Origin of the sequence: Bacillus pumilus, from assembly GCF_900186955.1 — a bacterium.
GTDB classification, from domain to species: Bacteria; Bacillota; Bacilli; order Bacillales; family Bacillaceae; genus Bacillus; species Bacillus pumilus.
Map to the genome: position 1 here is coordinate 2999453 of NZ_LT906438.1, position 13733 is coordinate 3013185.

Sequence of the window (13733 nt, forward strand, 5' to 3'; positions counted from 1 at the left end):
TAGCATCCTAACATATTCTGAAAAGAAACTCAAATGTTCTGTTATATTTTCTATGAGTCTCAAGATTAGCTTATGTCAAATTAGCCGGTTTTGCTTGTACAAGACGGAAAAAAGCAGTCGTTATGACTGCTTTTTTCCATAGTCACGTGCATCGTATACGCAGCCGCCAGCTGGATCATCCGCTAATAGATCGAGCAAAATACTTGCGACTTCATCTGGACTCTTCAAAGTACCTGTTTCATATAATTGCTGAAAACGTTCAATTTGTTCGAAGTCCTGTTTTGATGATTTCCGAATCTCTCCCTGCATATCTGTATCAATCGTGCCTGGGGAAAATGAAAACGTGTTGATTGGATATTCCTCGTCCTGCTGTTCCTCATGCAAAGTCCTCATAAACATATCAAGTCCTGCCTTTGAGCTGCAATACGCACTCCAGCCTTTATATGGATTTTTCGCCGCTCCAGAAGAAAGGTGAACAATCGTTTTCTTTCCATTAAATGATTGAGTCTGCTTAACAAACACATGGCTCAGCAAAACAGGAATCACAAGATTCAGCGTATAATGCTGATGAAGCGTATCCTGTCCGCCTTGCCCCACACGTTTGATTGGTGTCACCATGCCTGCATTATTGACGAATATGATATCATCAGCTGCTGTCAGTGTTTGCGGCGTGAGACAATCTTGAAGCCATTTGGCTGCTGCTTGCTCATCTGTCAGATCGACCTGTGTATGTGTAAGCTTCGGATGAGAAATCGGTGATGCACTTCTTGCTGCCGTGTACACATGATCTCCGCGTGAGAGCAGCCGGTTCACAAGTGCTAGGCCAAATCCTTTTGATCCGCCTGTAACGATTGAAATTCGAATGACAATCTCCTCCCTTGATAACTCTATTTTACGTAGGGAAACGGTACGACTTCAAGCAATCTGCATAAAGAAAAACCTGCCTCTTTTTAAAGAGACAGGCTATTTCTTCTCAGCCTTCACATTCACCTTTGGAATTAGAATAAACATCACAACGATGCCAAAGACGATTAAGAAACCAAAGATGATCGGAAGCAGTGCGGATGACTGCTTCTCATAATCATCTCCAGAAGGTGCCGATACAGCGGCATCACGAAAAGAGATATTCATCTCTTCCATCATGTGAGCTGATGTTTTGGGCGGGTTCTCTTTTAGATCACTGAAAAGCTGCGGAGAAAGAGACCCTCCCGGAGTTTTAGGCGGTTCAGCAAAATGAATGTCTGTTTTAACTGTTGATGTCTTTTTACTTTGTTCGTATTTCGTTTGATCCCTCAATATACTTGAGTTAATATTGAGCTCTTTTTCTTGATATTCATTCGGCTTGACATTTGTATCCGTATCTTCACCAGCAGCGAAAGCAGCAGGAATGAGGAGAAAAAGGGACATGACACCAAGTGCCATCCCTTTCACGAACAGATTAAGCCTCATGAGTCACATCACGTTCCTCCGTTTTATCTTTCCATAGCTTTGTCACAAGCGGGATGGCCATGAAGAGGACAGTTAAAATCACTAATCCTATAACACCCATTCCAAAGTGATCTCCATTTCCATATTGGATGGACAGGTACACGTCTGTCACTGGATTTGTGAAATGGAAATTCGGCATCACCAAATCAATTAATGGTGCGACAAAGAAGAAAATAAGCGCCGTTGCTGCCATCCATCCGGCAATAGAGCCGAAAAGGAACGCCGTGCGAATAAAGGCGGAACAAGCCACTAATAGTAAAATCGTGAAAATGGACCACTGAATCGCTTGATCATCTGCAAGCTTGTAAATGTTCAGTCCGAACAAGCTGATCATGAGTCCGACTAATAGATTTAAGATGCCAAACAGTGCACCTTTAACCAGCATCGGAGCTGCCGCATAATACGAGCTGAAAAAGCCAATTAACAAACTACTGATCATCACAATGACCAAAATGACCACTGGCGGTACAGTCTGCGTTTTTTCTTCTGGTACATCACCGCTAATTTTCAGCGGATTGGCTAAGTGATTATACACATAGTTGCTGTTGCCTTGATCACTTAATGTGTTTCCTAAAATACCTTTCAAATCTTGCTGAACAAGCTTCGTGGAATGAACATTCTTGCTCCAGTTTTCATTCAGCGTATCCGCTTTTTCTTGAACTGTTGTCACACTCTCTTCAATGTTATTCGTATAATCCGCCACCCCTTTTTGGCGGTCGGTTAACGAGCTCATATTTTCAGAAAGTCGAAGCACTTCCTGACCAATTGAATCCTGCGCACTGACAACAATAGAACTGCCTGCAAGGTCTGCCGTATACACTGCATCTCCTTGATCAGCCATTTGCTCCGCAACATTGTCCGCACTTTCAGAAATTGTGTTTAATTCCTGTTCCATGCTTGCCTGCTGAGTCGAAATGTATTCTGCATAGCCATCTGAAAACTTCTGCATCTCATCAATAAAAGTAGACACATCATCGTTTGACGTCAGCATTTGTTTTTTGAGCGTATCCCAGTTTTCTGTTTCCTCTTTTTTGATGGAGAGGATGGACTGGATATTCTCTTCTTTTGCGTCATATAAAGAAGAGTTATTAGATGGTTGATAGACATTTGCGATCATCAGCTCTAGCTGAGAGAGTTGATTGGAATACTCCATTAATTTTTTAGTTCTTGTTGATTTTGTTTCGAACTTTTTCTCAAAAAGATTGTCATTAAAAGCTTCACCAATCGGTGAGTTTCTGCGCTTCAGCTCTTTTACTTTGCTTAAAATAGTGGATTCCTGATTTTTGATTTCATTTGGAATCACATTATATCGATCTTGTAACCATAGGAACATCTTTTCAAGCTTTTCTACTTTTTTCGTAAGTTTCTCAAGCTCTTTACTCATTTGACTCACTTTGTCTTTCAATTCGTCATTATGAGCGGAAGCTTTTTCTTGAATTTTCTTTTTCACTTCATCTAAGCGGGTTGAGAGTGCTTTTAGGTCATCCTGCGATGAATTCTTGTTGCCGGTATCTGGCTGAGCAGGATTTTCGCCCGCTTCACCTTCTTCCCCATCTCCGGTCGAAGGAGGTGTCTCTTGTTCTCCTAATTGATCCGCAAGGTCGTTCATTTCTATTGAAATTTGCGAGAGCTCATTTGTTTCTTCATCTAGGTTAATCCCAATCTCTTCTGGGTTTTCATTATCTTGATCTGATGGCCCGTCATCTTCAGAATCAACTGGCGGCTCAGGCTCATCCATCAACTCTTGCCGTTTAGCCAATAGCTTTGTCTGCAAGGCTGATATCTTATTTCGATAGTCTTCTAAGTAACGCTCTTCATACTTTTTAATCAGTTCTTCCTGAGACTCCTGAACAAGCTTAGTTAATCCCGTCGATTGCTTAGGAATAGCGTCCTCTCTTGACTTTTGAACAGATTGGATGGCGCTGTCCGTTGTGTTTAGCTGACTTTGTACGCCGTTGATGTCTGTTTTGAGTCCACCCATTTGATCACTAAAGCTGCGGGCATTTTGGTTTTGAATATCAGCAAGCTGTTTGAGCCCCTGCTGGATTTGTTTTTGGTTTGTCGATTGCGCTTTGATCAAGAGGTCCTTTTGTTTGTCTTGATACTGCTGGTATTGATCGACTACTTTCACAAAGCCCTTTAACTGGCTCTTTGCTTCTTCTGTTGTACTCAGACCATCTTTATATTGTTTTTGCGAGTCGGTCATCGCATTTTTTAATTCTTCTATTTGTTTCTTCTGCTGCTGAACAGCATCTGATAGTTTGTTTGAGTTCGGCTTATAGAAGTTATACATCGTGTTTTGGAATTCGACTTCTTTGCCGACAATATGCTCAAACTCTTCTCTGACATTGCCGATTTCCTGTGATACAAAGCTCCAGTATAAAGTCGACATCTGTTCATTCATTTTCTTTTGCGCATTTTCCAGCTCTCTTTGCACTTTCTCTTTATTGACTGAATTGAGCTGATCTTGAATGGAAAATTGAATGGATGCCTTTTCAGGATGATCTTTATCATAGCTCAGCACATTTTTAGAGAAATCAGACGGAATATAGAGGACAGCGTCATACTTTCTGCTTTTCAGTCCATTTTCCGCCGCACTGCGGTTCACTACTGTCCATGTATAATCTGGACGCTCTGATAATGCGGCGACGACATCCTGTCCGAAACGAGCGGTGTTTTCACTTTCGCTCGCTCCCATATCCTCATTGACCACAGCAATATTACGCGTGGCATTCTTTTTCTGTTTTGCCGGATCATCTCCAATAAGGTGGAAAAATAAAACCGGCAGAACAAGAATCAATATCATCGTCGATACGATTTTGATGGAGCTTTTTTGCTGCTCTGTCATTGAACACTCTTCCTTTCTACCGCACATAAAGGAACCTGGATTTTCTTCTCTTTCCCGTTTTCAACCAAATATCCAAAGCCTGGCTGAATGTCTGGTTCTTGTCTTGCATACGGAAGCGGTATGATGTTTTGCTCTGATTTTTTCATAAGTAACATGGCATGACGAACTTGTTTGATTTCGTTTGTGAGTGCATCATAGCCTTTACTGAATTCGGTATGATTTCCTGATGCGATCAGGCTAAAGCCTAGGTGTGCATATGACTTCATGAAATCAGCCAATTGATCTTGAAGACGCGGGTCGATTGTCTGCTGAAAACGCGTAATGCCATCAATCACAAGCACAATTTGAGAGAACGACAACTGATCAGTCTCTCCCCGGCGCACAGCTTCGACGTACATCTCTTCACGCACCTTGAATAAACGGTCTATTTCCTCAGCCCATTCGGTGATATCACCTTTTGTTTCAAGGTAATCAATGTTCTCTTCTTTTGCATAATGAGAGAGACCCCGATCAATCGAATCAAAGACGGCTAGCTTCTCAGGTTTTGCTGCTAAAAGCTGATCAAGCATCAGTTTTGTCACGTTTGTTTTCCCTCGCTGCGTTTGACCGATGATGAGGCAGTGTTTATTCTTCTTCAAGTCAAAGTAAACAGGAGCAACAGATTCCTCATCTAGTCCGACTGGAATGTCATACGGCTGTTTTTGTTCTTCTAAGCGACTCTCTAGCTCCCAAATGGTTAGTTTATCAGGAAGCATTGGTACAGGTTTTGGTTTTTCAGCTGATGCAAAGCGATCATGAAGAAGCTGGATCTCTTGTTTCAAATGCTCAAACAGCTCGAGGTCGTTATCTCCTTCAACTGGTAGGAACATTTGTGCAAAGTAAAGCTCTTCTTTGTTGATAATAACTCGTCCTGGAATCGGCTCTAAGCTAAATTTCGGTCTGCCAATAATCGAGTACGCCTCTCCTTGATCCATTAAGTAATGAACGACCTTTGTTTTCAAGTTGTTCATAAGAGATTGACGGACTGCGTTTACCCGAGTCGCTGTAATTAAGAAGTAAATTCCTAATGATTGTCCGTCACGGCTCAGCTGGATAAATTCAGATTCAAGTTCATGCATTTCGTCTTTGACAATGTCAAAGTTGTCGATCACGATGAAAATGAATGGGAGCTTTTTCTCATTTAAGGCGTTGTACATTTTGATATGACTCATTTCTTGCTGCCTGAATAAACGCTTGCGGTATTCAACCTCTTCCCGCAGACGCGTCATCGACTTTTGAATCTTTCTCATTTGATCCATTAAGAAATAATCCGCCGTGTGCGGCAGCTTGGCCAACGGAAGCAATGTTCCATTTCCGAAGTCATAAATATACGCATGCCATTCTTCAGGTGAATATCTCTCCGCAAAGCTCATGAGTAGTGTTGTTGCAGCAAGTGATTTTCCGTAGCCAGAGGAACCAAAGATCCCAATGTTCCCATCCTCCATCATTTGATAAGAAAGTGGATGCTGGCTTTGCTGATCTGGCTCATCGACAAGCGCAAAATGGAAGACATGCTCTTCACTCGACGCGTAACGTGATTTTGGAATCCGTTCTTCGAGCGGTGGAAGCCAAGGACTTGGGAGCTTCTCAATCCCAAGCTCCTGCTGCATACGTTCAATTTCATCCACAACAGCAGAAATCTCCGACACTGTCTCTTTTTTCACAGCCGGCTCTGTGCTTACCCCTGATAACGGAATAAGTCCAGTATCAGTCACAATGGCAATATCATCTTCTGATCCGTAGCCATCTTCCATATAAGGCGCACCGCTCCAAGCTGATTGGAACAATTCATAGATTTCATTGTTCCCCACTTGTAAGTAGCCGCGGCCTGTAACGGTAATAGACGCCGCATCACTATTTTTCAATATTTCCTTACTGTCTGACGCATCTTGTACTTTTAGTGCGACCTTAAAGCGGGAGTTACTCCAAATCTGATCATCAATGACCCCGCCTGGCTTTTGGGTAGCCAAAATAAGATGAACCCCAAGGCTTCGGCCGATACGTGCAGCACTGACAAGCTCTCTAATAAAGTCCGGCTCTTCACTTTTTAATTCAGCGAACTCATCAGAGATTAAGAATAAATGAGGCATTGCCTGTTCAGCTTTTTTCTCCTTATAGAGCTTCGTATAATCATTGATGTGATTCACATGATATTGATCAAACAAGCGTTGTCTTTTCTTCAATTCACTTTTAATTGAGGCAAGCGCCCTTTCACTAAAGTTCTTACTGCCTTCAATATTGGTGATCGTGCCAAGTAAATGTGGAATATTCCGGAACGGCTGCGCCATTCCGCCTCCTTTATAGTCAATCAATAGGAAAGCGACTTCATGCGGGTGAAAGTGTACAGCGAGCGATAAAATGTACGTCTGTAAAAATTCACTTTTCCCTGATCCTGTTGTTCCCGCCAACAGGCCGTGCGGACCGTGTGCTTTTTCGTGCAGGTTCAGATCCACAATGTCATTTTTCCCTTTATAACCGATTGGCACAGAGAGTGATTTGGCCGTTTCTGATGTGAGCCACTTTTCACGAATACCAATCTCGTCTACCTGTTTGGCATGAAAAAGATCAAGGAAGGAGACCGTTTCAGGAATCGAATTGGTCATGCCAACTTGATGATCTAATGTTCTCAGCGTTCTGGCAAACAGCTCATTGTCCCCGCGCTCATGTGTATCAAGCTGAAATGGAATTCGGACGGCTTTCTTGTGCTGAATGAGAATATCTCCTTCTTCCTCGTTAATATAACGGACAAGCGTCGAGATATTTTCAGCTAAGCTTTCCTTTGTTTCAGCAGCAAAAATAATGGAGATGCCAAGGTCCGTTCGGCTGCCTTCTAAATATTCTAAAATCACATGTTCCGCAATGAGCTCATGATTTGTCACGATAAACACAAAGTGAGGCGTAAAGATCTTCTTCTCTTTTTCTTCTTCTAGATCACGCTCACGTAAAATTTCATAAATGGAGGACAACAGCTGATCACGTGTTTGTTCGTTGTAAATAAACCCTTTGCCGTATGTATGAGGCAGCTGGAAATGCGGAAGCCATTTCATCCATTCCCACTTCTCATACTCCTGCTCATGAAAAATAAAGACAAATCTTAAATCATGATAGCTGTGCGAGAAAGCAAGCTGTCCGACAAGCTGATGAAGCTCCTTTTTCACAATGGCTGGCTTTCCAATCAATCCAGTTGGGCCATCGGCAAGACCGAATGTGATGGGTACATCCTTTACTTCACGATAGACCTGTTGCATGTGCTGCGTTTGTTCCATTAATTCATCGATATCACGATTGGCCATATCGCCGCCGCTCATCGATAGTTCATAGCTTGACGGGACTGCGCCCGTCCCAAGACGCAACTGCAAGAAATCATCACTCATCAGTGTTTTTTCCCAAATTCGGCCGCTAATTTCTGACGTTAAATACTTCATTTGTTCAAATGACGGATAATGATACGTCAAAATATATTGCTGGCGGTCGTAGAGCTCTTGCAGTTCTTTTCGTTTATTTTCTAAGTAAAGAGAATAGACTCGCTGCCGTTTCTCTTCCCTTCTTTTGCGTTGTGATTTCTCTTTAAAGTATTGAACAGACGATGTGATTAACGTCATGATAAACATCGCCATCGACACGACAATAAAGATCCCGCGCGGCTGGACAAGAGCGACAATTCCCATCACAAGAAGCATCACAAGCGGCGGGAGGACAACAAGCCAAAGCCCTCTGCTGCTATTTTCACTCTCCTGCGAAGGAAAGCTAAAGGAAACCCGGTCATCTGGCAGATCATAAATTAAACGCGGTGTTCGTCTATATAAAGGATATTTTTGTTTTGTTTCTGTGCTTGGTGCTCTTGTTTTTTCCAAACGTGTTTGAAATGGTTCATATGCAGTCACCTGCAATAAATCATCATCTTTCAATGTCACCGTTAGAAAGTTCCAGAACAGCTCATCTCCAGCATCAATTGTCTCTGGACCGCGAATTTTTTGCCCGTTCACATAAATCGTTTCGTCCTGAGGCATGACATACCAAGTTCCTTCGATTTTCTCCAAAGTAAATTGGCTCGCATCTTGAAACATGGAATGCGCTTGTTCTTTCCACACATCGATATCATCTTTGTTCTCACGAGAAAAAGACAGCTCGACTCTATTTCCTAGGTAATAAATGTGTTGATCATGATGTGCTTCCATTAAAACAAGTGTCAGTGTACCAAGCTTATATGGTTCATGTGGAAGTAATGTGCCTTTCTTCTCTTCACCCTGATAAATGGAAAAGCCATCATTCGGTTCATCAGGAGTTAAACGGATGACCCCTTCATCAAACGAAAGTGAAGGGATTGTCACCGTATGCTCTATTTCAGGTCCAATCACAGCTTCTCGATTGAACTGCTCGTCTAAACGGACGGTTTGATAATCCTCCTCATAAAAAACCCAAAGAAGACTCAAACGCTCCACCTCCTCATGGGACAGCACCAACTGTCAGTTATATCGAAAGAATTATTTTTTCTCATCTTTTTTCGTCTGAGAGGTTTTCTTTTTCGCTTCAGATTCTTTCTCTTTTTTCTCTTGATCGGCTTTTGACTGCTCTTTTTGTTCAGCTGTTTCATCTGTTTGACTTGCGCCCGAGGAGTCATTGGTGCTTGTCTCCGTTGTTTCTTTTTCTTCATATTTCGCCATTTCCTTAATGATCGGATCTAGCTGTTTTTGTTTTTCTTCCGCAGAAAGACTGTCATCGTTTTGAATGTCGTTGCGGTAGGCGACGAGTGCCGTAAATATGTACCGGTCGTCTCCAAGTACCCGTGCAATATCAAGTGCTTCCTTGCTATTGCCTTGCCCAATATGAATCCAGAAAAGGAAATATTGCGGATCAGTCTGTAATGTGTATGTATCTGTGATTTCTTTTTTATGCTGATCGAGTAACAGGTTGCCTTGATTTGTTTGTACATACGAAATGGCCAGTTCATATTGAAGAGAGACCGGCATTTGATTGGCTGAATATTTTTCTAACGTATCCACCACTTGGCTGTACTGTTTGTTGAGATAATATTTGTTTGCCTCGACATACGCTTCTTGTTTCGGCATCGCAAAAAAGAAGGTGTAAATGGTGTACACCAATGCAGGGATTAATAGGACAAGCAGACCTAGTCCGATATATCGTTCGACCTTCCATTTCTTTTTCGGAATGGTCAATAGCGTTTTCTCTTTCGTTTCAATCGCTTCGATCTTTTGCTGAATCAGGGCAGACAATTCTTCCAGAGACTGCGTTTCGCTGATCTCTTTTGCCAGTTCAGATAATTTCAGTGTCTCGCTGTAAGCCACATATTCTTGAAACTGATATTCATGGTCTACCACTCGAAGAATGACGGCTTTGACCTCTTTTAACAGACGATGCTCATCCGTTTCATATGGCGGGATGCTTTCTTTGACGCCGTAATGCAAAAATGCAGGAGCTAAGCCTTGATGAAAAACAATGTTTTCAGGAGAAACAATAGGATGCAGCCGCTTCACGTCGTGTTTGCACACTGCATCGACAAGCTGGTATGAAAAAATCCATTTGCTTTTTTCATCCTTCGCATGGATGAAACGAAATTCCTGATAGGCAGGAGGCGGTTGAATCGAAATAATGACCTCATCTTCAGTTAATTGAATCTCTTTTTTGAATGAAGGGTTGATGTCTTTGATCGGTGCCGCTTCTAAACCGTCTAAGAGTTTAATGGTCTCTCTTTGAAAAATGAAGCTGTAGGTTACGCCCTCTTTTTTCATCACTGCTTCTAATTGTTCTTCTAAATAGGAACTCTTTTTATCTGCCATTTACAAAAGTCCTTTCATAGTATTTCCAGCCTGTCTCCTGTGGTGATTCCACAGTCTGACAGCTTATATTCGCCTGAAAACACAGCTTTCTTATTGACTACTCGCACCCAGCCGCCTTCTCGCTTAGGAAGTGAGATTTGTTTTGCCTGCCAGGCGATATGGATGACTTGTTTAATATGTAAATAATTTGATAGTCTCAAATCAAACACACTGCCATCATAATTTTTTAAGTCGATGGTAATATCGATATACACAAATTTCCACCTCACAAAATAGAAAGAGCGCCGGCATCCATTGACAGACTCGGCGCTTTTTCTGCTTTTCACACTTAGAAAGGAAATCCCTTTGATTAGCCGCGGATTTGGCTAGCGATGTCTTGGTCAGTGCTTTCAAGTGTATTTGCCGTTTGATCAAGCTGATTGCTGACATCTGTTAATAGATCAGACATTTTGATGAATGAAGGCTTTAACTGCTCGTATTGATCAGCAAATGCTTCACTAGAAGCACCTTCCCACATTCCTTTTAAATCTGAGATCATTCTATTTAGACGATCAACTTGGTTTAACACTTCTTGACTTTCAACACCATATTGCTTAGCGGTCGCTCTTAGTTCTTCTGGGGTTACGCGAATAATTCCTGACATATTCCTCATTACCTCCCGTGCATAGCCGCCATATAATGGGCTAATCCACTTATTTTTTGACGTTATTATTATAAAAACAGAAATGATACACAGTCAAACAAATCTGTTTTTATTTTACAAAATGAGTCTATAGAATTACTGTATTTTCGCTTTTTATCTAGTATTTAACATTTTTTTGGTCATATATTCTTAATAAGTGTAGACACACTTCACTGAATCTTTCCGCCTATTGATTTATTACTACGTTATTATTGTACTATTTCTTTTTCGCCTTCTTTCAGCATGATACGCTCGCTTCTCATAGCGATCTCTTTTTTAAATTTATGGCATTTTGTTATTGATTTACGTACCGCTTTCTCTTCATAATGTAAGTACGTGAAATATTCGAAAAAGCAGGGGTTTTTATGAAAAAAAAGACAGATCCATTTAAGTATAGTCTTGATCGTTTAGAGGATGTGGCAGACCAAATTAGTGATGTGCTCAATTGCCCTATTACTATAGAAGATACGCATCATCGATTGCTCGCTTATAGCACACATAATGATTTTACTGATCCCGCCAGAACTTCAACCATTATCTCCCGCCGTGTACCGGAAAAGGTCATTAATCGGCTTTGGAAGGACGGCATCATTCCTACACTCCTTAAAACAGACGAACCGCTTCGTGTCCCTCAAATTGCAGAGGTGGGTTTATCTAGCAGGGTTGCCATTTCAATCTGGAAGGACAAAGAAGTACTCGGATTTATCTGGGCGATTGAATCCACACAGCCTTTTTCAGAAGAAGAAATAGACCTTTTGAAGATGGCAGCACATGCTGTTAAAAACAAATTACTTAACTTACAAATTCGCAAAACGAAAACAGAAGAACGCAATCAGGAGCTTTTTTGGAAGATGCTCACAGGTCATATTCATGAAAAGGATGAGATGCTCGACCTATTTTTAAGACTCGGCATCAGATGTCCAGACACGTATGCCATCATCATCTTCCGACTTCGTGACGAACTCACAGAGGACACAGAAAAAAAGCTATCTTATCTGCTTGAAACAACACAGCAAGTCCAAGTGCTGTTAACGACTGTTGATTTTCACGAATTCATTATTCTTGTCTCACCAAAAACAGAGCACCCACTGCAGGATATTAAACAATTCACAAGCGGCATGCTGCAGCAGCTGTCTGATCGTTATCATATCCATCACGTTCAAGCAGCGATTGGTGGAATTTACGATAACATCTCTCATATTCAGCCATCCTATAAAGAAGCACTGGCTGTATTAAAAACAAAAGAGCGCTTCCCTGTTGAAACCGAACGTTTACACAGTTTTTCTGAGCTTGGTATTTATCAATATTTAGATGTCCTCGCTGAAAAACGAAGGGGCTCATCTTACTCCAGTTACTCTTTATCAAAGCTGGAAGATTACGACCTGAGGCATCATTCCAACCTAGTCGAAACCCTTGAACGGTTTATTGACTGTGACAGCAATGCCAATATTGCCGCAAAGCAATTAAACATCCACATCAATACATTGAATTACAGATTAAAACGCATTACGGACATTGCAGAAATCGATTTAAAAAACATGAATGAGAAAATGACCATATACCTTGATATGAAGCTAAAAAACGTCCATTTGTGAAATTTCACAAAGAGGCGTTTTTTTATTTTTTATTTCAACCGAAGCATTTTTTAAACATTCAGGATACACTAGACATACAATATGAATAGATAAGCATGGGAGGAATAAACATGATCATCGGCATTCCGAAAGAGATTAAGAACAATGAAAACCGAGTGGCATTAACACCAGGAGCAGCTTCTCAATTACTTTCAGCTGGACATCAGATTTTGATTGAAACAAACGCTGGTTTTGGAAGCGGATTCACTGATGACGATTATGTATCTGTTGGTGCAGAAATTCTTGATCAAGCGAAAGATGTGTGGGCATCTTCTGATATGATCATGAAGGTAAAAGAACCATTACCTGAGGAATATTCATATTTCAGAGAAGGACTCATCTTATTTACGTACCTGCATCTTGCCGCAGAGCCCTCCTTGGCTGAAGCGTTAAAACAAAAAGGCGTTACAGCTATTGCTTATGAAACAGTAACGGACGGAAAATCACTCCCTCTCTTAACACCTATGTCTGAGGTGGCAGGCAGAATGGCCGCCCAAATCGGTGCACAATTTTTAGAAAAGCCAAAAGGCGGTAAAGGCATCTTGCTCGCAGGCGTACCAGGGGTATCAAGAGGGAAGGTCACGATTATAGGCGGCGGTGTTGTTGGAACAAACGCAGCGAAAATGGCGATTGGACTTGGCGCAGATGTCACTCTGATTGACGTAAACGCAGAACGCTTACGTCAGCTGGACGATCAATTTGGTCATCAAATGAAAACGTTAATGTCTAACCCTGTCAACATCGCCGATTCAGTCAGCGAGGCAGACCTTCTCATTTGTGCGGTGCTGATCCCAGGTGCCAAAGCGCCGACGCTTGTGACGGAAGAAATGGTGAAGCAAATGAAGCCCGGTTCCGTCATCGTAGACGTAGCCATTGACCAAGGCGGCATTGTCGAAACCATAGATCATATCACAACACATGATCAACCTACTTATGAAAAACACGGTATTTTACATTATGCTGTCGCCAATATGCCTGGAGCCGTTCCACGGACATCGACTGTTGCTTTAACGAATGTCACCGTTCCCTACGCACTGCAAATTGCTAATAAAGGCGCTGCAAAAGCCATTCAAGAAAACAAAGCCATCGCAGAAGGTGTCAATGTCATGAACGGACATATCACATATGAAGCCGTCGCTCGTGATCTCGGCTATGATTATGTACCTGTTCATCAAGCGATCGATGCGTCCTCTATGACAGAAGCTTAATACAGACCCGCCCTTTTGATGGGCGGGTTTTATTGT

Annotated in this window: 9 protein-coding genes; 2 read left to right on the plus strand and 7 right to left on the minus strand. The window is 41.8% G+C overall.

Features of this window, described 5'->3' with window-relative positions; all coding sequences use genetic code 11:
* Positions 1 to 120 precede the first annotated feature (120 nt).
* The 7 genes from CKW02_RS15815 to CKW02_RS15845 form a co-directional block, all read right to left on the minus strand.
* Positions 121 to 864, minus strand: a complete 744-nt coding sequence (locus CKW02_RS15815; protein WP_034620110.1) for a (S)-benzoin forming benzil reductase — start codon at positions 862 to 864, stop codon at positions 121 to 123.
* 99 nt (positions 865 to 963) lie between these two features.
* Positions 964 to 1449, minus strand: coding sequence for a type VII secretion protein EssA (gene essA / locus CKW02_RS15820; RefSeq protein ID WP_034620111.1), 486 nt, complete (start codon positions 1447 to 1449; stop codon positions 964 to 966).
* Entirely contained in the window at positions 1439 to 4336 is a 2898-nt protein-coding gene (gene esaA / locus CKW02_RS15825) for a type VII secretion protein EsaA (protein WP_003213435.1), read from the minus strand. Before esaA ends, essA begins: the two co-directional genes overlap by 11 nt.
* Positions 4333 to 8808: a type VII secretion protein EssC gene (essC, locus tag CKW02_RS15830; protein WP_003213214.1), complete on the minus strand. Its 4476-nt coding sequence runs from the start codon at positions 8806 to 8808 to the stop codon at positions 4333 to 4335. Before essC ends, esaA begins: the two co-directional genes overlap by 4 nt.
* A 51-nt stretch (positions 8809 to 8859) precedes the next feature.
* On the minus strand, positions 8860 to 10173 hold the full coding sequence (gene essB / locus CKW02_RS15835; protein ID WP_003213460.1) for a type VII secretion protein EssB: 1314 nt from the start codon (positions 10171 to 10173) through the stop codon (positions 8860 to 8862).
* Positions 10174 to 10187: 14 nt separating this feature from the next.
* Positions 10188 to 10427: an ESX secretion system protein YukD gene (gene yukD, locus CKW02_RS15840; protein WP_003213579.1), complete on the minus strand. Its 240-nt coding sequence runs from the start codon at positions 10425 to 10427 to the stop codon at positions 10188 to 10190.
* Between the two features lie 95 nt (positions 10428 to 10522).
* A complete protein-coding gene (locus CKW02_RS15845) occupies positions 10523 to 10816 on the minus strand; it encodes a WXG100 family type VII secretion target (protein ID WP_003213769.1) in 294 nt (97 codons plus the stop codon).
* Positions 10817 to 11220: 404 nt separating this feature from the next.
* On the opposite strand from CKW02_RS15845, the gene CKW02_RS15850 reads away from it, so the two are divergent.
* The gene (locus CKW02_RS15850; RefSeq protein ID WP_003212688.1) at positions 11221 to 12450 is read left to right on the plus strand and encodes a sporulation transcriptional activator AdeR; all 1230 of its coding nucleotides are present in this window, start codon (positions 11221 to 11223) and stop codon (positions 12448 to 12450) included.
* A gap of 110 nt (positions 12451 to 12560) precedes the next feature.
* Complete coding sequence (gene ald, locus CKW02_RS15855) at positions 12561 to 13697, plus strand: alanine dehydrogenase (RefSeq protein ID WP_003213662.1); 1137 nt, start codon at positions 12561 to 12563, stop codon at positions 13695 to 13697.
* Positions 13698 to 13733: the final 36 nt, after the last annotated feature.

What these genes read in the sequence shown, in the direction of transcription:
- essA (WP_034620111.1), bottom strand. Translation starts at nt 1,449, where the DNA reads ATGAGGCTTAATCTGTTCGTGAAAGGGATGGCACTTGGTGTCATGTCC.
- esaA (WP_003213435.1), bottom strand. Translation starts at nt 4,336, where the DNA reads ATGACAGAGCAGCAAAAAAGCTCCATCAAAATCGTATCGACGATGATA.
- essB (WP_003213460.1), bottom strand. Translation starts at nt 10,173, where the DNA reads ATGGCAGATAAAAAGAGTTCCTATTTAGAAGAACAATTAGAAGCAGTG.
- CKW02_RS15845 (WP_003213769.1), bottom strand. Translation starts at nt 10,816, where the DNA reads ATGTCAGGAATTATTCGCGTAACCCCAGAAGAACTAAGAGCGACCGCT.
- CKW02_RS15850 (WP_003212688.1), top strand. Translation starts at nt 11,221, where the DNA reads ATGAAAAAAAAGACAGATCCATTTAAGTATAGTCTTGATCGTTTAGAG.
- ald (WP_003213662.1), top strand. Translation starts at nt 12,561, where the DNA reads ATGATCATCGGCATTCCGAAAGAGATTAAGAACAATGAAAACCGAGTG.